Source organism: Borrelia persica No12, assembly GCF_000500045.1.
In the GTDB taxonomy this organism is placed as follows: domain Bacteria; phylum Spirochaetota; class Spirochaetia; order Borreliales; family Borreliaceae; genus Borrelia; species Borrelia persica.
The window spans coordinates 16,170-40,817 of sequence record NZ_AYOT01000146.1 but is presented as its reverse complement, the minus strand read 5'-3'; the positions used below and the strand labels follow the sequence as shown (position 1 = coordinate 40,817).

General features: G+C 27.7%; 12 protein-coding genes. 7 read left to right on the top strand and 5 right to left on the bottom strand.

Features of this window, described 5'->3' with window-relative positions; all coding sequences use genetic code 11:
- Positions 1 to 2 precede the first annotated feature (2 nt).
- Positions 3 to 2,540 carry a type I DNA topoisomerase gene (gene topA, locus U881_RS0103440; RefSeq protein ID WP_024653225.1) on the bottom strand — a complete coding sequence of 846 codons (2,538 nt, stop codon included), beginning with the start codon at positions 2,538 to 2,540 and terminating at the stop codon, positions 3 to 5.
- Positions 2,541 to 2,616: 76 nt separating this feature from the next.
- Here topA and sbcD point away from each other — a divergent pair, with 76 nt between their 5' ends.
- From sbcD to U881_RS0103420, 4 genes are read left to right on the top strand one after another with little or no spacing between them, the layout of a single operon-like run.
- Complete coding sequence (gene sbcD, locus U881_RS0103435; protein ID WP_024653224.1) at positions 2,617 to 3,846, top strand: exonuclease subunit SbcD; 1,230 nt, start codon at positions 2,617 to 2,619, stop codon at positions 3,844 to 3,846.
- Positions 3,833 to 6,676 carry an AAA family ATPase gene (locus U881_RS0103430; protein ID WP_024653223.1) on the top strand — a complete coding sequence of 948 codons (2,844 nt, stop codon included), beginning with the start codon at positions 3,833 to 3,835 and terminating at the stop codon, positions 6,674 to 6,676. The genes sbcD and U881_RS0103430 overlap by 14 nt, the downstream gene beginning before the upstream one ends.
- Positions 6,677 to 6,722: 46 nt before the next feature.
- Complete coding sequence (locus U881_RS0103425) at positions 6,723 to 7,658, top strand: ROK family protein (protein ID WP_024653222.1); 936 nt, start codon at positions 6,723 to 6,725, stop codon at positions 7,656 to 7,658.
- A gap of 13 nt (positions 7,659 to 7,671) precedes the next feature.
- Positions 7,672 to 8,301, top strand: coding sequence for a copper homeostasis protein CutC (locus U881_RS0103420; RefSeq protein ID WP_024653221.1), 630 nt, complete (start codon positions 7,672 to 7,674; stop codon positions 8,299 to 8,301).
- Positions 8,302 to 8,385: 84 nt separating this feature from the next.
- Here the strand turns inward: U881_RS0103420 and U881_RS0103415 are convergent, their stop codons facing one another.
- From U881_RS0103415 to U881_RS0103400, 4 genes are read right to left on the bottom strand one after another with little or no spacing between them, the layout of a single operon-like run.
- Positions 8,386 to 9,210, bottom strand: a complete 825-nt coding sequence (locus U881_RS0103415) for a hypothetical protein (protein ID WP_024653220.1) — start codon at positions 9,208 to 9,210, stop codon at positions 8,386 to 8,388.
- Entirely contained in the window at positions 9,198 to 12,332 is a 3,135-nt protein-coding gene (gene ileS / locus U881_RS0103410) for an isoleucine--tRNA ligase (protein ID WP_024653219.1), read from the bottom strand. Before ileS ends, U881_RS0103415 begins: the two co-directional genes overlap by 13 nt.
- The gene (locus U881_RS0103405; RefSeq protein ID WP_038363597.1) at positions 12,317 to 14,551 is read right to left on the bottom strand and encodes an AAA family ATPase; all 2,235 of its coding nucleotides are present in this window, start codon (positions 14,549 to 14,551) and stop codon (positions 12,317 to 12,319) included. The genes ileS and U881_RS0103405 overlap by 16 nt, the downstream gene beginning before the upstream one ends.
- Before the next feature lie 16 nt (positions 14,552 to 14,567).
- Positions 14,568 to 16,277 carry a phospho-sugar mutase gene (locus U881_RS0103400; RefSeq protein ID WP_024653217.1) on the bottom strand — a complete coding sequence of 570 codons (1,710 nt, stop codon included), beginning with the start codon at positions 16,275 to 16,277 and terminating at the stop codon, positions 14,568 to 14,570.
- Positions 16,278 to 16,393: 116 nt separating this feature from the next.
- On the opposite strand from U881_RS0103400, the gene uvrB reads away from it, so the two are divergent.
- From uvrB to U881_RS0103385, 3 genes are read left to right on the top strand one after another with little or no spacing between them, the layout of a single operon-like run.
- The gene (uvrB, locus tag U881_RS0103395; RefSeq protein WP_024653216.1) at positions 16,394 to 18,358 is read left to right on the top strand and encodes an excinuclease ABC subunit UvrB; all 1,965 of its coding nucleotides are present in this window, start codon (positions 16,394 to 16,396) and stop codon (positions 18,356 to 18,358) included.
- Positions 18,359 to 18,385: 27 nt separating this feature from the next.
- Entirely contained in the window at positions 18,386 to 21,226 is a 2,841-nt protein-coding gene (gene uvrA / locus U881_RS0103390; protein ID WP_024653215.1) for an excinuclease ABC subunit UvrA, read from the top strand.
- Positions 21,181 to 24,618, top strand: coding sequence for an LPS-assembly protein LptD (locus tag U881_RS0103385; RefSeq protein ID WP_038363594.1), 3,438 nt, complete (start codon positions 21,181 to 21,183; stop codon positions 24,616 to 24,618). Before uvrA ends, U881_RS0103385 begins: the two co-directional genes overlap by 46 nt.
- Positions 24,619 to 24,648 lie beyond the last annotated feature (30 nt).

The window sequence follows — 24,648 nt, the reverse complement described above, 5'->3', positions numbered from 1 at the left end:
TTCTACATTAGTCCAAAAACATAAGTTGCATCTATCTGATTAAGGTCAATATCAACAGGCAAATCGACCTTTTTCCTTTTAATTTTAGCATAAAATTTATTATTTTGTTTGTAAATGTATATTTTATTTCCAATTTTGTTTTTAGATAGAGATATTATTTTTACAATAATTCCATTTTTTGCGAGTTTTGCATCTAGTAATTTAATTGATTCTTCTAGTGTAATTTCGTATGCTTTTATGCCTTTTTTTAGTGGGCATATTATGCTATCGTTTTCAGTTTTGATATAATCTCCAAACATACCTGTAGTAGCAATTATTTTTTCATTGGTTTTTGGATGTTCTCCTACTATTCTTGGGAGAGAGAGTAGTTGTAGAGCAATTTCTAAAGTGATATTTTCATATTCGATGTTTTTTATTGAAGCTTTTTTAGCTTTAATGATTTTAGGTTTTTTTGGCTTGCCTGTTTTTGTAAATCCTTGTGACTCATAAACATCCTCTCCAAGTTGAATAATGCCTCCATATTTTGAATTTTTATATATTACGTTAAGTCCCGTTACAGGATCAACTCCTAATATATTAGGTTGTATTTCTTTTTCTGTGATTATTTTTTGCATTTCGTCTTTTTTATATAAATTTTCTAGAGGCGTAGTTAAATTAATTGCATAATTGTTTCCATTAAAAATTAAGTATGGTCCAAATTTTCCAATATTAACTTTGTAGTTGAATTTTTTGTCATTATTATACTCATACACCATTCTAAATTCTTCAGGGCTGATAATAGGTTCTACTTTAGTTACTGTGTTTTTAAGTCCTTCTTTTCCATTATAAAACTTATTTAGATATTTTATTTTATCTAATGTTCCTACTGCGATTTTGTCTAGATTTTCTTCCATATGAGACGTGAATTGCAGTTCAATTAATACTGGAAAATATTTTTGCAAGAGATTTATGACAGCAGCTCCTTTTATTGTTGGTACTAGTGCGTTATTTTGTTTAAATACGTATCCTCTTTCAAATAGTGTTGATATGATTGTTGAGTAAGTTGAAGGACGACCTATTCCTTCTTTTTCAAGCTTTTGTACAAGTGATGCTTCTGTATATCTTAATGGAGGTTTTGTTTCATGTTGTTCTGGTTTTACATCCAATATGACGAACTTATCCCCTTTTTTTATAAGTGAAAAGTTTATTGTGCTGTCTTCATAATGTTCTTTACTATTTCTTAGAAAACCATCAAAAATGAGTTTCATAAAATTAGCTTTAAAGGTTAGATTTTTATATCTAAATGTTATTTTTCCAAGTTTTTTTATTGCATCTTTCATAACAGATTCAATAGTTCTATCCCATATTATTTTATATATTTCTTTTGCTGTTTCGCTTGCAATTTTTATCTGTTCAGGAGGAGTGAACATTTCAGAAGGTCTGATGGCTTCATGTGCATCTTGAGCCATTTTAGCTTTGGTGTATGTTCTGGCATTTGGTTCTATATATTCTTCACCATATTTTTGTTTTATAATATTTTTTATTTTTTCTTTTGCAGTTTTTGCAATCTCATAAGAGTCTGTTCTAATATAAGTTATGTAGCCACTTTCATATAGTTTTTGAGCATAATTCATAATTTGTTTTGTCCCTATTTTTAATCGTCTGTTTACTTCTTGTTGTAGAGATGATGTGATGAATGGTTTTGGCGGAATTTGTTTTATTTCTTTTGTTTCAATTGAAATTACTTCAATTGTGTTTGTTTGTTTGAGTTCTTTGGTGAGTGTATTCATTAATATTTTGTCTATTAGAATTGTTTTGTTAGAATCATGTAAAGCTCCTGTATCGTTTTCAAAGTCTTTACTTTCAGCTATATTTTTATTATCAATCTTGTCTAGTGTTGGGTTAAGTCTTATATCATTGTTGTTATGTTTGCATTCAAGTGTAATTGAGTAATAGTTGGCTTTTTTGAAATTTATTCTTGACTTTTCTTTTTCTATAATCAATTGAAGACCTACGGATTGTACTCTGCCAGCAGAAAGTCCATAAGCAATCTTTTTCCAAAGTAAAGGAGAAATAGTATATCCATAAAGCCTATCTAGTATTCTTCTTGCTTCCCCGGCATTAACTAAATTCATGTCAATTTCTCTTGTGTTTTTTAGTGAATCTATTATTGCGCTTTTGGTAATTTCATGAAATACCATTCGTCTATAGTTTTTTATTTCTAATACTTCTTTTAAGTGAAATGCTATTGTTTCACCTTCTCTGTCCTGGTCAGTTGCAAGATATATTTCATCTTGTTCTTTTATGAGTTTTTTCAGTTTTTCAATAATCTTTTGTTTATTACTTGGAATAATATAGAGTGGTTTAAAATCATTTTGATAATCTATTGAGAGATTTGCCCATTCAAATTTTTTATATTCTGCAGGTATTTCTTTAGCACTGTTTGGCAAATCTCTTATATGCCCTATACAAGCTTCTACTGAAAATGAGCTGTCCAGATACTTTTTGATCGTTGCTGCTTTTGTTGGTGATTCTACTATTATTAGTTTCTTTTGTTGCATAAAACCCTTATATATATATAATATAACATAATGTATAAATTATTATAATTTTTCAATAAAAATAGCATGGTATTTTATGAGCACTTATAAAATTTTACATACATCTGATTGGCATATTGGTAAAAAAATTGGGCATTTTGCTAGAATTGGTGAGCAACAGCAATTTTTAAATTTTTTGTTGAAATTGATTATACATGAAGAGATTGATCTTTTGCTTATTGCTGGTGATATTTATGATTCAAAGAGGCCTGGACTTGGAGAGCAGAAATTAATAAATGATTTTTTTTATGAATTGTCTTTTACATCTTGCAAGTGGTGTGTGCTGATTACTGGAAATCATGATAAGAGAGATTATTTTAATATTAATAAAAAGATATTTTCAAAATTTAATTTTTTTTTAGTTACAGGCGATGAAATTTCTAGTCAATTGGTTTTTTTAAAAGATGATGGTGTTGTTAAATTCATTGTTGTGTGTATGCCTTATGTTAATGAAAGGTTTCTTGTAGATTTAGATTATCAAAATATAAATTTGAATAATAGTGTGTTTCTTGATAGTTGTGAAAAAGCTTATCAAACTCGGATAGCAAATATTCTTAAATCTCTTCCTGAAGAGTATTTTGATATTCCTAAAATATTAATTGCACATTCTTTTTTTTCTAGTGGTGGTGTTGATATTATTGGCGATAATCTTATTTTGCCTGTTAGTGTTTTTGGTAATGATTTTTCTTATGTTGCACTTGGGCATATTCATAATTTTAAGAAATTACAAGATAATATAGTTTATTCGGGTTCGCCGATTCAGTATTCTTTTGATGAAGATATTAAAAAATATGTAAACGTCTTGTTTTTTTGTGATGACAAATTAGTTGAGCAAAAGAAGGTTTTGCTTCCTATATTTGGCAAACTATATTTTGTGAAAGGTTCGTTTCAAGAAGTGATGAATAATTTGCATAAGATTAAGAGTGAAATTTCTTATATTTGTTATTTGAAAATTGAAATTAATGAGAGAGTGAATGCAGAATTTGAGGAACAAATTTATAATTTGGCAAAATCAAGTTTAATTAATATATTTGATATTTATTATCATTTAGAAAATTCAGGAGAAGAGTCTTTTAAAAAAGAACGTAAATTGCTTGGTAGAGATGAGGTATTAAGTAGAGATGAAAAATATTTTTTTCAAGAAAAATTGAAAAGAGATGTTATGGGTGGTTTCAAGAGAGGAAAGAAATTTAAGGAAGAAGAACTTATTGCTCTTTTTGAAGAGGTGTTGCTGAAGGGAAGAGCAGGGGAATATGAGGATAAATAAATTAGTATTTGAAAATATTGCGTCTTATAAAGGTGAGTATGAAATTAATTTTGATGTTTCTGTTTTAAAGAAGTCTGGCATTTTTTTGATTTCTGGAAATACGGGTTCTGGGAAAAGTACAATTTTAGATTGTATTACACTTGCTCTTTATGCACGAATTTATAGACTTGATAAAAATATTTCAGATTCCATTTCAAAGGGTTTTGATAGTGCTTATGTAAAACTTACTTTTACTGTTTCTGAGGAGGTCTATGAGTCGTTTATTGAACTTCATGTAAGACAAAAAGAAACACCAAAAAGAATGATATTAAATTGCCTTAGTAATGGAAATTTGATTGAAAATAGAGATGATGTTTTGGTTTATATAAAGAGTCTTTGTAGATTAGATTTTGAACAGTTTTGTCAAACTGTTATTTTGCCTCAGGGGAATTTTCAGGAATTTTTAACCTCAAATCCGAAGAGCAAGACGGCAATAATTGATAATATTTTTAATTTAAAAAAGTATGATAATATAGAGATTTTTTTAAAAAAAGAATTAGAGCTTACGAAATTCAATCGAGAAAAATTAATGTTTTTGGATACTGAGGAAAAAAACAAGATTAATATTAATAAAAAAAAAATCAAAGAATTAAAAGAACTGTTGAATTTAATTGATATAGAAGTTTTGAGAAAAAATCTTGAAAATGTTTATAAATTAATAGTTATTTGTGAAAAGTTAATAAAATTTAATAGAAATTATTTAAATATTCAGTATAGAATTGATAATTTAGAATTGGATTTGTCTTTTAAACTTGCTAGTAGAGAAAAATTGGATCGTGAGTATTTTTTGCAGACAAAGATCAAGTCTGAACTTGATCAAAAGCTTGAATTTTATCATTCTAATGATTTTTTGGATTTAAAAAATTTTGTTAGGAGGCACAGTGAACTGTTAAATGCTAAGAATCAGTTTTTTTTTGAATTTTTAAAAGTTCAAAAAAATTTAGAAGAATTAAAATATTTGGACTTAGATAATTTTAATTTTGATTATGTAAAGGAATTATATTATGAAAATGTCTTATTTTGTGAAATAGATTTTGATGAGGAAGCTTATAATAAATTGCTTTTGAAAGAGAGACAATTGGAATTTCAAAGAAAAAAGTTGTCAGAAGAACAGAGAAAAAAAAATGTTGCAATTAATAGTATTGCTTTACAAGAGACAATATTTGATTTTGATAAGTATGTTTATTATGAGGCATTAAAGTTATTAAAGGGGTTTTATGAGGAAACGATATTAAAATATAAAAATGGATTAACTTTGTTGTTAAAGTCACATAATGCTTTTTCACAAGTTAATATAGATATGAAGATTGATTTGTATGAAAAATTTTTGGAGCATCTTAGTGAAAATAAGCAATCGGTTGAATTAGACATAAAAAATCTTAAATATCTTGAAGATGCGTATAGTGTATATCAAGGAAAAGAAAAATTAAAAATTAATAATTTAAATTCTATTTTAGAATTAAATTCGAAGCTTCAGGTTTTGCAATCTGAATTGGATACTCTTAAATTGGATATTTTGCGTAATAAGGAAAATAAGATTCGATGGGAAGGTTGTGTTTTAAATTTTAAAAAAAATAATTCGGAAATTTTGAAGAGAGTTGGCCAAAATTTATTCAACAAATACATAGATTATTCTGATAAGAGTAAGATGTCAACTTTTGAAAGTAAATTTAAAAAAGTGGCAGATTTGAAAGCAATGCTTAATGATTTAAATACTAAAATTTCTTTAAAAGAAGTAGAAATTGAAGAAAATCTGGCTAAAATAAGAAAATTACTTTCTAATATTAATTTAAACATAAATTTAAATGATCCTACTTTATTGGAGAGAGAGTTTGAAAAATTTTTGATGTCTAAAAGAGACATAGAAAATGATCATGTTAAATGGCATTTGTGTCTTGATAATATAAGCAATGAAAAACTAAAACTTGAGAGCCAAATTGAATTTATAAAACAAACTATATTAAATTTTAAGATAGAACTTAAAGATGATCTAGATAATTTTACTTCTAATTTTTTGGATTTTAAATTAGTAATGCAAAATGGTTTTTGTGATAGTGATCCTATTTTTTCTCTTGATTCTTTGAATCCTAGTAAAAATAGTTTAGAACATTTTTTAAAATTAAAATCCAATTTTATGTCTCAGATTGAAGTTTTTTCTAGAGATATTAGTAAGTATGATGCGACTTTTGCAAGTTTGCAGAGCCTTAAAGTAGAACTTGATGCACAGAAGATTAATTTGAAAAATATTAAGAATAAGTTAAGCAATATAAATGAACGTAATGATAAATTAGAAGTTTTAAAAAAAATTATTACTGTTTCTCCTAGTTTAAAATATTATGTTCAAAGTTTTTTGATTGATGAAATTCTCAGTATATCTAATAAAAAATATTTGGGCGTTATTCTTCCTGACTTTGAGCTTGAAATTAATACGGGTAGTAGAGATTTTAATTTTTTGGTTAGAAGCAAGAGGGATGGCAATATGACTCGTAGTGTTAAGACTTTATCTGGTGGTGAGAGGTTTCTTGTGTCTTTGTCTCTTTCTTTAGCTCTTTCAGATATGATAAGAGATAGCGATCTTAAAATAGAGGCATTTTTTCTTGATGAAGGATTTGGAAGTCTTGATGAGGATACTTTAAAAATGGTGATACCAAAAATTGCTGATTTACAGCGTGTTGATGGGCGTCAAATAGGTATAATATCTCATGTTTCCTATTTAAAAGAAGAAATTAAAACACAAATAGTTGTGAAGAAAATTTCAACAGTTTCTAAAATTACTATAGAGAGTTTTTGATTTTTTATTGTATAATTACTTGAATATCTTAGGATATGGAGAATTTATGGAGCGTTATGTTTCGATTGATGTTGGAGGTACTAATACTAAGTATTCTCTTGTAGATAGTGATGGTAATTTTCTTGATAAATGTGAAGTTAAATCAGGTGTTAATTCTGATGATCAAGTTAAAATTTTAGTTGATGTCATTAATTCTTATAAAAAAGAAGAAGATGTTAAAGGTGTTGCGATTTGTGTTCCTGGATTTGTTGATCCTAAAGGGATTGTTATTAGAGTGAATGCTATTAAAGGTTTTGTGAATTATCCTTTAAAAGAAAAACTTGAAAACTTAACAGGAGTTAATGTTGAAATTGAAAATGATGCTAATTGTGTAGCTTTGGCAGAAAAATTTAGAGGCAATGCTATTCATTCTAATGATTTTATTGCTTTAACTCTTGGAACAGGCATTGGTGCTGGAATATTTTTGAATGGACAACTTGTAAGAGGATATTCTTTTATGTCTGGTGAGATTGGGTTTATGATTACCAGAGGTCTTGGTAATAATATTCCTTTTAATTGTAGATGGGAGTCTTTAGCTTCTGTTGCAGCTTTAAGAAAGAGAATTGCTAATCGTTTAGAGATGGAATTTGATGATGTTTCTGGAGAATATGTTTTTGAGCTTGCTGATAATGGTAATATTCATGCTAAAAATGAAATTGATTATTTTTTTGAAACTTTATCATTTGGTATTTTTAATTTAATTTTTGTTTTGAATCCTGAAAAAATATTAATTGGAGGTGGAATAAGTTCAAGACCGGATTTAATAAGTAGAATATATGATAAGTTAGAAAATTTATGGTCTTTAGAATTGGCACGTATTTATGATAATGATATTAGAAAACTTGTAAAACTTGAGACAACTAAGTTTAATAATGATTCTGGTAAAATTGGGGCATTATATCATTATTTTATTATAAATAAATTAAATAAATTCTTTATGTAATTTGGATGTTTATGTGATAAAAGAGGCGTGTGTTTTTAATATATTAGAAGCTTTACATGCTGTAAAACTTGGTGCTAATAGAATTGAGCTTTGTGAAAATATGCTTTGTGGTGGAAGTACACCTTCTTATGGCACCATCAAAGTTTTAAAACAAATTTTGGTGGATATTCCTATTGTTGTGATGATTAGACCACGATGTGGTAATTTTGTATATTCTGATTTGGAATTTAAGGTTATGAAAGAAGATATTGAGCTTTGCAAGGGTCTTGGAGTTGATGGTGTGGTTTTTGGTATCTTAAGAGATAATTGTGAAATTGATATGAAGAGAACCAAAGAATTATTGAATTTTGCTTTTCCTTTAAAGGTTACTTTTCATAAAGCAATCGATGAGACACGTGATATTAGAGATTCTGTGGCTAAACTTATAGATATTGGTGTTCAAAGGATATTGACTTCAGGAGGGGGGCTTAAAGCAGAAGATTCATTGATGATACTTAAAGATTTGGTATTAATGAGTCAAGATAAGTTAGAAATTGTTGTTGCAGGTAAAGTTAGTGAAGCTAATATTGATAGTATTGATGCTATTGTATGTGCAAAAGCTTATCATGGGAGACTTATTGTTGGTGATTTAAATTTGTCTTAAATGTATTTGTTGTTTTTAGTATTTATATGGTTTCAATTAAGAATTTGTGTTAAGAGTAAGTGTTGCCAAATTATATGTAGATAGTTAAGATTTGTCATTTCTATTTAATATTAGATTTGTTACAAATTCTTTAATGCTCGTTTTGTCAACATTAAATTGAAGTTCTACATTGTTTTTATCCTGTATTTTAGATTTTATAGGGCCTGAAATTATTATTTTTGTTGTATGTTTGAGGATAGTTGGTATTAATTTTTTTGCTGTAATAGATAGTATTTTTGGATTATTGGTGTGTAAATGAGCTTTAACATTATATTCATTATCGTTTTTACTATTTGCAATTAAACTTCCTTTATTAAAGGGAATTAAACTTGTTTTATATATGTTATTTGGAATTAGCTTAGTTATATCATTGATTAAAATGAATATTTCATTTTGATCAATGATATGAATATATTTTGTTGTAAGTATGTTTGCATTTTTATTAGTTATTTCTTTTTGATTGATTAAAATACCTTTTTTGTTTTTAGTGGGAGTTATATATATGTTTGCATTTTTTATTTTCCATTTTGGATTCATAAATATATTTCCACATGATTGAAAATTAGGATTATTATTAATTTTCCAAAATGCGCTTTTGGGAAAATTACCGGTTATTATTGATGAAAAACTTTCGGGATTTTTTGTGTAACTTAAATATAAGTTGCCAACAGTATTAAGTCCGATTTTGTATTTCAGTTCGAGTTCTCTATATAGGAATCTGTTTTTAGATAAGTTTATATAAGCATATATGTCTGCTGAGGGATCTAGTAACATAATTGAGGATATATTTTTCTTAGGTGAATGATAAGTTAAAGTTTTACATCCTATTAAAAGAGTGACTATGCAAATGTTAATAATTAACTTAACCATTTTTCGATATCTATATTTATTGATATTTCTTCATCTAGTTCTATAGTCTTTGATGCCTTTTCATTATTAATCGTTATTATTGTTGCTAGGGTTTCCGTTTTAATATAGCTTTCAAAGTTATTTATTATTTTTGCAAGCATTTCATTGTTATTTATGTATAATATTATTCTATCGCTGACATTAAAATTATTTTCTTTTCTTAAATTTTGTACTTTTCTTATAAGTTCTCGTGATAATCCTTCTAAGTATAGTTCTTCTGTAATTAGAGTATCGAATCCTATTGTAACAGAGTCTTCGTTAATTACTTTTACATTTTCTTTTTCATGTCTTTCTAGTATTATATCTTTTAATTTTATACCGTATGTATTATTGTTGATTGTAATTGTATGTGTGTTTCCATTTATTATTTTTATTATTTCTTCATTGCTTAATTCCATTATTGCTAATGCTACTGATTTCATATTGGTGCCGAGTTTACTTCCAAGTTCTTTGAAATTTGCTTTTGCTTTATAAGTTACCAGTTCTTCTTCATTGGATTTGATTTTTATTTCTTTAGCATTAATTTCTTCGAGTATTATTTTTGTCATTTCTTTTAGAGTATTTTGTTCTTTATGATCTTTAGTTACAATATATATTGATTTAATAGGCTTGCGTATTTTTATATTGTGTGATGCTCTTAGTGATCTTGCAATTGCGATTACTTTTCTTGTAAAGTTCATTTTGTCTTCAAGATCTATGTTAATAAATTCTCTGACTGCTTGAGGATAATCATTTAGGTGAATGGATTCTTTTTCATCTTTTGTCTTTAGGTTTTGATAGATTTCTTCTGTTAAGAAGGGAATAAATGGTGCAAGCATTAACATTAAGTTCTTTAATGCATAATACAATGTTTCATAAGCATCTATTTTGTCATCATCATTTTCAGATTTCCAAAATCTTCTTCTTGATCGTCTGATATACCAATTATTTAGCTTGTCGATGAATGCAAGAAGTTCGTCTATTGATTTTGTTAAATTATATTTATCTATTTCTTCATTTAGTGTTTTTTTTAAACTTTCAATTTCGCTAATTATCCATTTGTCAAGTATATTTGTTTTATGTAGATTGATGTTAGTATTAGGTTGAAATTTGTCAATGATTGCATATGTGATAAAAAATGAATAAGCATTCCATATAGGGATTATAATATTTTTTAAGACATCTCTAACTCCATCATCGCTGTATTTTAGATCATCGGCTTTTATTACGGGACTCATTACTAAATAAAGTCTTAAAGCATCTGCTCCAAATGTATTTATTACTTGCATTGGATCTGTATAATTTCTGAGTGATTTTGACATTTTTCTTCCATCACTAGATAATACTAGTCCGTTAACTATTACATTTTTAAATGCTGTATTTTCAAAAAGAGCAGTTCCTAGAATTGTTAATGTATAAAACCATCCTCTTGTTTGATCTAATCCTTCTGCAATAAAATCAGCAGGAAAACTATTGTGAAATTTATCTTTGTCTTTAAATGGATAATGTTTACTTGCATAAGGCATTGAACCAGATTCAAACCAACAATCTAAAACTTCATTTGTTCTAATGTATGTGCCACCATATTCGCTAGGCCAGGTAATTTTGTCAACTTTGTCCTTATGTAAGTCAACAACTTTTTGTCCTGATAATTTTTCTAATTCCTCTCTAGAGCCTATGCATATTTTGTTTCCCGTTTTGGAACATTTCCAAACTGGTATTGGATTTCCCCAAAATCTGTTTCTACTTATTGCCCAATCTTTTGCGTTCTCTAGCCATTTGCCAAATCGTCCCTTTTTTAGATGAGTGGGCATCCAATTTATTTGTTCATTTGATTTTATGAGTTTTGCTTTTATTGTTTCAATATTTAAAAACCATGAGCTTATAGGTCTATAAATTAGAGGTGAATTTGTTCTGTAGCAGAATGGATATCTGTGTAGAAAATTTTCTCTTTTAAATAAAAGGTCCATTGATTTTAATTTTTCTATTATTTTATTATCTGCGTCTTTAACAAATAATCCTTCAAGATCTTTGACTTCAGCTGTAAATTTGCATTCAGCATCTATAGGTGTGATCATGTCAATTTGTGTATTTTTTTTAAGTATATGATAATCTTCTTCTCCAAATGGTGCAATATGTACTATTCCTGTTCCATCATCGGTTGTAACGTATTCTGCTGTATGAACTCTAAAAGCCCCTTTGTTTTGTTGATTTAAAAAGTAATTAAATAGAGGTTCGTATTCTATTCCTTTGATATTTTGACCTTTGAATTGTTCTAATATTGCATATGTGTTTTTATCTTTATAATAGTGTTCTACTCTTTTTGTTCCTATTATATATACTTCATTTTTTTCTTTATCAAGTATTTTGGAGTAGTCTATATTTTCCCCAACGGCAATTCCAAAATTTGTGGGTAATGTCCAAGGGGTTGTTGTCCATGCAAGTAGATATTCATTTTTATCCTTGATTTTAAATTTTATAGTTAATGATGGATCATGAATTTCTTTATATTCACCAAGATTGACTTCAAAATTTGATAGAGGGGTTGCAAGTTTGGGAGAATATGGTAAGACATAATAGCTTTCATAAATTAAACCTTTATCATAAAGTGTCTTAAATACCCACCATACGGATTCCATAAATGTTATATCCATTGTTTTATAATCATTCTTAAAGTCAACCCATCTGCCTAGTCTTGCTATTGTTTTTTCCCATTCTTTTGTATATCTTAAAACTATGTTTCTACATTCTTCATTAAATTTATCAATGCCATATTGTTCTATTGCATATCTTCCCGATAATTGTAGGGATTTTTCTACTTCATATTCTACTGGTAAGCCATGGGTATCCCATCCAAAACATCTCTTAACATGCTTTCCTTTCATTGTTTGATATCTTGGAATTATGTCTTTAATTGTATTGGGAACAAAATGTCCAAAATGAGGAAGTCCTGTTGCAAATGGTGGACCATCATAAAATGTAAATTCTTCACAGCCTTCTCTTTGTTTCATCGATTTTTCGAAAATTTTATTATCATTCCAAAATTGTAATATTTTTTCTTCTAATTTAGGGAAATGTACTTTGTTTTCTACTTTTTTGAACATAAAATTTCCTTTTGTTTGATTTTTATATTGTTTTGTTCTAAGTATATTTTTATTAAATTTGTATTAGGATTTTGAAATATTTGATTAATAATTTTTTCTTCTATATTTTCTTTTATTGCATTTAAAATACTTCTTGCACCAGAATTTATATCATAGTATTTTTTGATTATATGCGTTTTAAGAGCATCATCAATTTTTACATGAATATTTTTTAGGCTAAATTTTGTAATAAGTTCTTTGCAGTAATTATCGTAAATTGTGTTAAGATTTTCTTCTGTTAAGGTGTTAAGAATGATTTTCTTTTGTATTTTATCTATTAATGATGATTTAAATCTTATTTTAAGCTCGTTGTTGATTTTGCTTTTGATATTTATATTATTGTCTGTTTTATTAAATCCAATAATACCTTTTCCAAGTAATGTTTTGCTACCAATAGATGTACTTAAAACAATGATTGCATTCTTAAACGATATTTTATCTTCTTTATTTTCAATGAGCTCTCCATTTTCAAGTATTTGTTCTATTATGCTGAGCACAGAATTATGTGCATATTCAATATTTTCAAATATGATAAATGCTTTAGGATTATATTTTAGTCTGTTTGTTAAAATACCACCATCAGCATAGCCTGCATATCCAGGATTTGTTCCTATTAGCTTTGATATGGAAGTTTCTTCTCTGTAGTCCGACATATCTAACTTTAATATTGAATTTTGATCGTCAACCATGATTCTTGATATTGTTTGAGCTAGCATTGTTTTTCCACTTCCACTTGAACCTATGAGTAGTATTGATGTCAATGGTTGTACATTATTGGTGATACCTAGTTTTGTTTTTGTCATTTCTATAATGATTTCATCTATAGCAAATTCTTGTCCAATTATTTTTTCTTTGATTTTTTTTGCCTTTTCTTTAAGATATTCAATTTCTTCTTTTACATTAAGTTTTATCTTAATTCCAAAAAATTCATCTGTTGCGCTTTTAATATCCTCAACATTTACTATTTTTGTATTGATTTCTTGTTGTTTTTTCTGAGCTCCAGCAATGTCAATAAGATCAATCGCTTTATCGGGAAATCTTTTGTTAACTAAATATTGTGATGACAACTTAATAACGTTTTCTATGGCTTCTTTTTCATAAATAACACCATGATAGTCTTCAAAATTTTTTATTATTCTGTTAATTATGTTTAGAGTCTCTTTTTCATCAGGCTCTTTGATTGATATTGTTTGAAATCTTCTGGTAAATGCTTTGTCTTTAGATATATGTTTTCTATATTCATCATAAGTTGTTGCACCTATTATTTGTATTGCAGAGCGAGATAGAATAGGTTTTAAAATATTTGCTGCATCAATAGAACCCTCAGAATTGCCCGCTCCTATGAGGGTGTGTATTTCATCAATAAATATTATTATGTCTTTATTGTTTTTTATAGATTTAATTATATTGTTTAATCTTTCTTCAAATTCACCTCTATATTTAGTTCCTGAAACTAAATCAGAAGTTTCAATTTGTAGTATTATTTTATTTTGTAAGTGGCTTTTTACTTCTTTGTTTGCGATTTTGATGGCAAGTCCTTCAATAATTGCCGTTTTGCCAATACCAGGTTCTCCTATTAAAATTGTGCTATTTTTATTTCGTCGTTCAAGTACGTTTATTAATGATTGAATCTCTTTTTCACGTCCTATTAAAGGATCTAATTTTTTTTCTTTTGCAAGCTTTGTTAAATTTTTAACGTATTTATCAATTTCAAAGTAATCATTTGTCAGTCTTATTTCATCTTCAAATTCTTTATATGTTTCAATGAACCTTATTTTGTCTATGCTTGTTATTATGTTCTCTTCATTAAAGTTGAAGCTTAGTTTGTTAAGTTTATATTTTTTGAGAAGTTTTTTTGTCTTTAAAATTTGATAAAAAATTTCTTTTATGCCTATTGAAGTTTTAGATTTAAATTCTTTTTTTGTTTGTTCAATGAGAATAAAGATTTCTCTGCTTATCTTTGGAATGACAATTTCATTGTTACCAATTAAAACTTTTTCTAATTTTTCGATTTCATATAGTGTATCTTGTTTGATATTTTTTAAAGTTTTGGTATCTATATTTTCGATCTTAGATTTTTTAGGATGAACTAATATAGACATTAACAAATGCCAAATTGAGACTTCTCTATTTTTATTTTTTCTGGCTACTTCTCTTGAAGATACTTCAACTAGGTTTATTAGTTTTTCTACTATATTAATATTTTTCTATCTCCATCTTTATTTTGTTTATTATATCAAAAATATTGTTTTTTTGTTCGTATTTTGAATATATGGATATGTAAAATTTAATTTTTGATTCTGTTCCAGATGGTCTAATGGTGATTTCTGTGTTCTTTTCTAATAAGAATTTTATTGCATTTGTGGTATGTGTGTACTCTTTTATTGGATATATGTTTCCATTGGTATCGGTTTCTTTTAGTGTTTTGTAATCTAATTTTTTAATTATACGAAGACTTGCAAATTCTTTTGTAATGTCGTTTCTGAATTTTGATATTAATTTTTCTCTTAAAAACTCACCATTAGTTTTTTTGAAAGTTTTATTAATTATGAAGTCTTCATAATATCCAAGTTTTCTGTACATTGTTTGCAGATATTGACCTATTGTTGTTTGATTTTTTTTTAGTGTCAACGTTAAATCACAAAATCCTTTTATGGCTGAAAATGCGTCTTTATCTCTAGTTCCAGTGCCAATTAGGTATCCATGACTTTCTTCGCATCCAAAGATAAATTTTTTGTTTGGTTCTTTTGTTTGTATCTTGTCTATTAAGTTTCCTATCCATTTAAATCCTGTATATGTTCTATATAATGTTGAGTTATATTTTTGGGCTATTTTGTCTAACATTGGGGTTGTTACGAAAGAAGCTATCGTAAAGACTCCTTTGGGATTGTTTTCTCTAGATAATAGATAATCCATTAAGATACATGCAATCTGATTTCCATTTAAAATTTTCCATTCTTTATTTTCTCTAAAAGCTATTCCCAGTCTATCAGCATCTGGATCTGTTGCAAATGCAATATCACAGTTTTCTGTCTTTGCAAGTTTTATTACTCTGGACATGGCTGTATGTTCTTCAGGATTTGGATATTTGACTGTAGGAAATTCTGGATCAGGATTTGTTTGAGTTTGTTCAGTTAAAAGTTCTACTTTGCTATCTTTAAATAATTCCTTTATTATTGTTCCTCCTGTTCCATGCAGAGGAGTATATGCGATTCGCAAATTTATACTTTTACTTTTTTCATTAAAATCAGGAAATTCTTCGTTTATTTTTTTTACATATTGAATGTCAATTTCATTTTGAAGTTCAATTATTGTTTGTTTATTTATTCCTTTTTCTTTTGTGAGTGTATCTTTGATATTAGATACTTTTTGAATTGCAGATATTATTTTTTCATCATGAGGAGGTATTATTTGAGCGCCTCCTTTCCAGTATACTTTATATCCGTTGTATTCTTTTGTGTTGTGACTTGCTGTTATCATTATTCCAAGATCACAGTCTAATTTCCTAACTGTGTATGATAATTGTGGCGTTGATCTTAAATTTTTATATATATAAACCTTAAGACCATTTGAAGCAAAAATTTCAGCGGCTTCGTATGCAAATTCTTTTGAAAAGTGTCTTGAATCGTAACTTATTGCAACTTTAGGATTTTGTGTTATTGTAAGGATATAGTTAGCAATTCCTTGACTTGCTTTAGTAATATTGTATGTGTTGATATAACATGATCCAGCGCCAATGATGCCTCTCATTCCAGCAGTGCCAAATTCTAGTTCTTTGTTAAATCTATTATATATTTCTGTTTCATTCTTGTCTTTAAGTAATCTTATTGCTTCCTCTTTAAAGTATTTATTTTTTTCAAATTGAATGTATTTTTCTAATTTTTTTTGAAGTTTGTTATTTTTCATATTATTTTCCTTTATTTTCTTATTTGAGAATTTATAATTAAATTATAAAATAAAGAAAATAAAAATATAGAATTAATTATTATATTTGATTTATAATCTTTTCATTTGAGGTTTTTATGCACTTTTGTTTAAAGTCTGATTATTTTCCTGCTGGTGATCAGCCAAAAGCTATAAAAGAGATTAAGGAATCTATTTTGTTTGATAATAAGTATCAGACTTTAAAGGGTGTTACAGGGAGTGGTAAAACTTTTACAATAGCTAATATTATTAAAGACTTAAATAGACCTTCTTTAATAATTAGTCATAATAAAACTTTAGCAGCACAGCTTTATAGGGAATTTAAAGATTTTTTTCCAGATAATGCAGTTGAGTATTTTGTTTCTTATTATGATTATTATCAGCCTGAATCTTATGTTCCATCAAAGGATTTGTATATAGAAAAGGAAGCCACTATTAATGAAGATATTGAAATAAAGAGAATAAGGACAGTAACTTCTCTTTCTAGAAGACGAGATGTTATTGTTGTTGCGACAGTTTCTTCAATTTATGCATTAGGTTCACCAGAATTTTTTAAGAGTGCTGCCAATGTTTTTTTTGTAAAACAAAAGATTACCACTAAGGAGATAGCAGATATTTTTGTTAAGCTTCAGTATGAGAGAACTTTTGCAAATATTGAACGTGATAAATTTTCTATTAAGGGTGATGTTATTGAGATATGGTCTAGTAATGAACATGGTGATTTTGCATATAGAATTTATTTAGATTTTGATCAAATTATACGAATAAACAGAATTAGTCCACTTACAAAAAAGATTTTGGGATTTGTTGATGAGTTTACACTTTTTGCTAAATCTTATTTTATTATTCCTTATGAAAAAATATTGGATACTCTTCCTAAAATACAAGTTGATTTAGAAAGTCAATATCGTTATTTTAAAGAAAATAATAAGCTTGTTGAAGCTGAAAGGCTTAGACAAAGAGTGGAATATGATATTGAAATGTTAAGGGAGACAGGGTTTTGTCAGGGCATAGAAAATTATGCTTCATATTTTGGCGAAGCTGAAATGGATAGGCCTTACTGTCTTTTTGATTTTTTTCCTAAAGATTATTTGTTATTTATTGATGAATCTCATGTTACTTTACCTCAGTTTAGAGGAATGTATAATGGAGATTATTCAAGAAAATTAAATCTTGTTAATTTTGGGTTTAGATTGCCATCAGCACTTAAGAATAGACCTCTTAAATATTATGAGTTCGAGTCTTTGATTAATCAGGCTGTTTTTGTGTCAGCAACGCCTGGTTTTGAAGAGTGTAAAAAGAGTAGTGTTATTGTTGAACAGATAATACGTCCGACAGGTCTTATTGATCCAGAAATTATTCTTAGAACTTCAAATGGGCAAATAGAAGATATTTATAATGAAATTCAAAAAAGAGTAGTTTTAAATGAAAAGGTTTTAATTGCAACTTTGACTAAAAAAATGTCTGAAGATTTAACAGATTATTTATTGAGTCTTGGCATAAAAGCCAGATATTTGCATGCAGAATTTAATGCTATTGAAAGAGTAGATATTATTACATCTCTTAGAAAATCGGAAATTGATGTTATCGTGGGGATTAATTTGTTAAGGGAAGGTTTAGATATTCCTGAGGTTTCGCTTGTGATCATACTAGATGCTGATAAAGTAGGGTTTTTAAGATCGACTTCTTCTTTAATTCAGATGATTGGTAGAGCTGCTAGAAATTCACATGGTTGTGTTATAATGTACCATGATCAAGTAAGTTGTGCAATGCAAGAAGCCATTGAAGAGACTAACAGAAGACGGAATATTCAAATTGAGTATAATAAAGAAAATAATATTGTTCCAAGAACGATTATCAAAAAAGTGCAAAGTATTTTAGAAAAAGAATTTAAAAATGAAACTGTTGATTACAATATTGAGAAAATTGTTTCCGATGATAAATTATCTAAAGAGGATCTTATCATTAAACTTAAGTTTGAGCTTAAAGAGGCGGTTGTTGATGAGAGATTTGAGGATGCTATTTTTTTGCGGGATAAAATCAAAGAGCTTGTTAATATATGATATTTTAACAACGAGGAGTTTATATTTTTGAGAGAAAACATTACTGTTAGAGGTGCAAGAGAGCATAATTTAAAAAATATTGATATTGATATTCCAAGAAATAGTTTAGTAGTAATATCTGGGAAGAGTGGTTCTGGAAAGTCGTCATTGGCTTTTGATACGATTTTTGCAGAAGGGCAGAGGAGATATATGGAATCTGTATCTTCTTATGCAAGACAATTCTTAGGAGTAATGAAAAAACCGAATGTTGAATATATTGGAGGACTCTCTCCTGCTATTTCAATTGAACAGAAAACCATAAGCAATAATCCAAGATCAACGGTTGGGACTATTACTGAAATTTATGATTATTATAGATTGCTGTTTGCAAAAATTGGTAAACCATATTGTCCTAATGATGGAAATTTGATTGAAGAGCAATCTTTAGATAATATGATTAATACTGTTTTAAGTTATGCTGAAGGTTCCAAAGTTACATTATTTGCTCCTATTGTTATGGGTGCAAAGGGTACTCATAAAAAAGAGCTTGAGAAGATATTAAATCAAGGATTTACTAGGGTTAAAATAGACTCTCAAGATTATTTGATAGAAGATGCTGTTAATTTGGAATTAAATAAAAATAAGAAACATAATATTGAAATTGTGGTAGACAGAATAAGATTGAGTAAAGATGTGAGAGTTAGGCTTTCAGAGTCTATGGAAACTGCTTTATTTGTGTCTAATGGGTATTTACGTGTAGAGATTGAAAATGATTTAGAAAAAGTAGATAGGATTTTTACAGAGCATAATAGTTGTTCTTTGTGTGGATTTTCTCTTCCTGCAATAGAACCAAGACTTTTTTCATTTAATAGTCCTTTTGGTGCTTGTAGTGAATGTTCTGGTCTTGGTGTTATACTTGATTTTGATTTTGAGAAGATTTGTCCTAATATGAAGCTTTCTTTTAATGATGATGCATTTATTGCTTTTAAATCCAGTTCGCCTTGGTCCTTGGCGATTTTTAGGGGCTTATCTAAACATTATGGATTTAGGTTAAACACTCCTATAAAGAATATTCCTGAAGATGTTCTTCGAAAGATTTTATATGGAAACAACGAAAAGATAGATTTTGTTTATAAGTCTAAGGAAATGTACGATAAAGAAATCGGTGGTGGTTTTCTTTATTCTAAGGAATTTGAAGGTCTTATTCCTCTTTTAAAGAAGCGTTATCTTGCAACCGAATCTGATAGTGCTAGATTATTTTATGAGAGTTTGATGTCTCGTAAAATTTGTAATTTTTGTAAAGGGAGGAGATTGAGTCCTGGGGCTTTGTCTGTTAAATTGGGTGGAAAAGATATTCAAGAACTTAGTAGTCTATCTGTTATGGATTCTTATTTGTTTTTTGAGCAGATTAAGCTTGATGAATTTGACACAAAAGTTTCTAAAGAGATTTTAAAAGAAATTAAGAGTAGGCTTAAATTTTTAATTGATGTTGGACTTTCTTATTTATGTTTAGATAGGATTTCTGGGACCCTTTCAGGGGGTGAAGCACAAAGAATTAGACTTGCTACACAAATAGGTTCAGCTCTTGTTGGAGTTCTTTATGTGCTTGATGAACCTAGTATTGGATTGCATCAGAGGGATAATGAAAAATTGGTAAATACTCTTGTTAATCTTAAAGAGCTTGGCAATACAGTGATTGTTGTAGAGCATGATGAACAAACTTTACGTACTGCTGACTATATCATTGATATTGGGCCTGGGGCTGGAGTTTATGGTGGGAATATAGTTGCTAAGGGAACATTATCTGATATTTTAAATAATGGGAATAGTTTAACAGGTAAATATTTAAGTGGGCAACTTAAAATAGAAATTCCAAAGGTGAGACGTAAAATAGGGAAATCTGAAATTGTACTTTTAAATGCAAATAAAAACAATTTAAAGAATATTGATGTTCACATTCCTTTGGGAGTTTTTACTGTAATAACGGGGGTTTCTGGCAGTGGGAAGAGTACTCTTCTTAATGGAGTGTTATATCCTGCTCTTGATAGTAGGTTGAAATTAAATAAAAGTTATTTTGATGGTTTTGAAGATATCATTGGCTATGAAAAAATTGATAAGGTTATTCAAATAAATCAAAAACCAATAGGTAAAACTCCAAGATCAAATCCGGCGACTTATGTTGGATTCTTTACAGAAATTAGGGAACTTTTTGCAAAGCTTCCAGAGTCTAAATCAAGAGGATTTAAACCAGGTAGATTTTCTTTTAATGTTAAGGGTGGGCGTTGTGAAAAGTGTCAAGGTGATGGATATTTGAATATTCAAATGCATTTTTTGCCCGATGTTTTTATCCCTTGTGATTTGTGTCAAGGTAAAAAATTTAATGAAGAAACATTGGAAATTAGGTATAAGGGAAAAAATATTTATGATGTTTTAGAAATGAGTGTTCTTGAAGCTAAGGATTTCTTTGAAAGTATTCCAAAGATTAATCATTATTTAAATATTTTAAAACAAGTTGGACTTGAGTATATTAAATTGGGACAAGCAGCAACAACTCTTTCAGGAGGAGAGGCTCAACGAATTAAATTGGCGTTTGAGCTTGGAAAAAAGAGTACGGGAAATACTTTTTATATTATCGATGAACCAACTACGGGTTTACATTTTGATGATATAAGGAAATTATTAGAAGTGTTGCAATTGCTTGTTGAAAATGGAAATACTGTGGTTCTTATAGAACATAATTTAGATGTGATTAAGCAGGCAGATTATATAATAGACTTAGGTCCTGAAGGTGGGGTGTCTGGAGGAAATATTGTTGTATCTGGAACTCCTGAAGAGGTTTCAAAATGCAAAGATTCCTATACGGGAATGTTTTTAAAAAATCTTTTGTGATATTGATCTTAGTAAGCATTTTTAATTCTTTTGTCTTGTTTTCTCAAGATGATAAGAAGGGAATCAAAGATAAAGAAAAGCTGACTTTAATGCAGAAAGCTAATTTAAGAGAACTGGAAATTTCTAGTGATGAAGAGTTAAAAAAATGGGCATTAAAAGAAGGAATACAGGAGAGGGATGTTTCTAAGATAAAATCATTACTTTTGGAAAAATTTGGTATATCTCCTGATCTTTTTTCAAAAGATGGCAAAGATGCGGGAAGATATAAAATAATTATTGAGAGTACAGATAATCTAGAAAATTTTACTTATGAGCTTACTGGTGATGAGAATATCATATTTAAAGGTAGAGTTAATCTCATTATTGAGGATGTGAAAGATGGTAAAAAACATAATATTAAAGGTGATAAAATTATTTTTAATAAAAAAACCAAGAAGCTTTTTTCTAGTGGAAATGTTGATTATAAGCTTGATTTAAGTTCTGATGAAAAATTATATTTTTATGGTAGTGAATTATTTGTTGATTTTGATTCTAAGAATTTTCTTCTTAAAAATGGAATTATTCAGAAAAAAATACATAGAAATTTACTTGATCATATTATTTCATTTGGGGGTAAAACTTTAAAAAGGCTGGATAATGACGCTAGTATATTGGAAAATGCTTTTGTTACAACTAGTAAAATTCCAGAACCTTATTATTCTATTAAAGCTTCTAAGATATGGATTTTACCATCTGGAGATTGTGGTATCCTTAATGCTGTGTTTTATATAGGAAGGGTACCTATATTTTATATTCCGTTTTTTTTTAAACCAGGTGATAGTTTATTTTTTAATCCATCTTTAGGATATTTTCAAAAAAGAGGTCTTACTCTTTTTAATACTATATATTTATTTGGGAAAAAATCTGTTGATAATGACAAGCTTTCCTTTTTGGATTTTGATTTTCATTCAATGTACGATTCATCTAAAAAACCTTATATTAGAAATGGTTATTTAACTTATTTTTTTGCAGAGGATGTTGTTTCTAAAGTTAATAAAGATTATGTTAAGTTGCTTTTTGATATTTATTCTAATTTGGGATTTTATACAGGTGTTGATCTTAATTTAAGTGATACTTTAGATATTTTTAAAACTTTTGAAGTTAATTTTGGAATAGGTTTTACAAGGACTGTGTATAAACATGTTTTTTCTGATGTTTATCGTCCTTTTGATAGTAATAGTATTAATTACTCTCTTTTTAGTTTTGATAATATAAATAAGGGTGATATATTTGGGTTTGAAGTTCCTTTTAGATATTTACTTAAGTCTAAGTCTGAATTTTTAATCAGTGATGCACTTTTTTTAGTAATTTTTGAGCATTATTCAGATCCTTATGTGATGATTGACTTTAAAGATAGATTAGAAAGTGCAACTTTGTTTTCTGTTTTAAATTCTCCAAAAGATTCATCAGAAATAGAAAAAATGATAAATACATTTGATTGGAATTTGTCTTCTTTTTATAATCGAACTTTTGATGATAATTCTCTTATTGATTATAGATTAAATAATTTGGGACTTACTTTTAAGTTGGCAAGTTATGATAATATGTTTAATGTTAAGACTCGAAAAAATATTAAGGATCCTACTAGAAAATGGTTTTATTTAGAGAGAGTTCATTTACCTTATGTTGATTTAAATTTTCAAAAGGATATTTATAATAACAACTGGACTGTTGCTTCTGATTCTCAAACTAAAGAAATAATTATGCGGCCTAAGGTCAATGATGTTGGTGATAATGTTGAAGATGATAAAAATGAGGAAGAAAAACTTAAGAAAAAAAAAGATTTAGTTAAAGATTTGTATTTAGCTCCTAATCCAATTGTTTCTAATGACTCTAATAAGCAAGATTCTTTTTATATAAGATTTGGTATTAATCCTTATTTAAAAAATAATATATTTTTTGATGATTCTAAATTTAAATCTCCTCAGGAATTTAAATATGATGTAAAAACTTATTTATTTGATATTAAAAATAAAATAGATTTAAAATTTTATGCTGATTTTAATAGTCGGCAAATTACTTTTGAAGATGTTTTGTATCTTAATACTGTTGAATATAATCCTTTAGATAAAGATTATAATTTAATAGAGAAAGATAAAAAAAGTGAGCATTCAGTTATTAATAAAACCAGTTTAAATATATTGCCTTTCATGATGTATCCTAATTTTGCTCGTAGTAATATTAAGTTTGAAAATAAAATTGTTCTTTATTCATTTGATAAGAAGTATGATGTGGATTCTAAAATTTTAAGTGGTAAAAATAATACTGTTTTTTTAAAAAGTCCTGAAACATTTTCTCAGGATTTTAATTTTGATTTGATTTATGATTACAAATTTTTTACTACTAGTTTTGCAGGTGTCCTTAAGAATACTTTTGAAAGTATATATGCTTCTTCTGAATTTAAGTTAACTTTAGAATTTCCTTATTTATTACAAGAGGTAGGTATTGGTATTAAATATGATAAAAAATTTAAAGAGGAAGCTAAAAAGACTTCCTTTTTAAAGAGGACGCTTGTCAATTCAGAACCTTTGAAACCTATATATCCTTATAAGCATTTAAGGATGAATCCTGCTTTATATTATAAATTGGAACCAAGATATTTAGATTATCTAAAATTTTCCTTTTTAATTGCTTATGATCCTTTGATTAATGGATTATCTGAACTTTCGTTAAAGGCTGATATTTATGACTTTAAATTTGCATTTGAAATGAAAAACGATTTTGAGTATCAATATGATAAATTAATTAGTGATTTCTCAAAAGTAGGTTCTGTTGCTAAGCTTGTTCCGTATTCTGTAAGTGCTCAGTATAAAAAGGACTTATATGAATTTAAGTTTTTTGAGGAAAAATTTTCAATTGGATTTGGAACAGATCTTGGATGGAAAATGAATTTGCAAAAATTTGTTGATAATGAATTTTGGGCTGAGTTTACTTTGAAATTTAAACACACTAAATTTTTTGAGTTAAATTTTTCGACTCGTTCTATTAATACAAAGACTTTCAGATATTTTGGAGGATACATGGATCAAATTGATCTTACAACAGTCAATTTTGCGGAAGATATCTTGAAATCATTTAATTTCTTTAATATCCAGGATAGAAAAGATTCGTTGTTTAAGATTAAAAAAATTAGTACAAGTTTTAAATTTAATTTTTATGATTGGAAATTTGTAGGTGAATATAGCTTAAGTCCAGATATTGTAAAGAATAATAACAATAGACATTCTTCAATTTGGAGAAATACTTTTTCAATTTATATTTCTTGGAATTTCTTTGAACCTCTTAAATCATCATTTGAGAATAATGCAAGTACTAGTTATGAGCTTTTAGTTAATCGAAAGTCTGGCAAATAAGAGAATTTTTTTGAGATTTAGTTTTGTTGA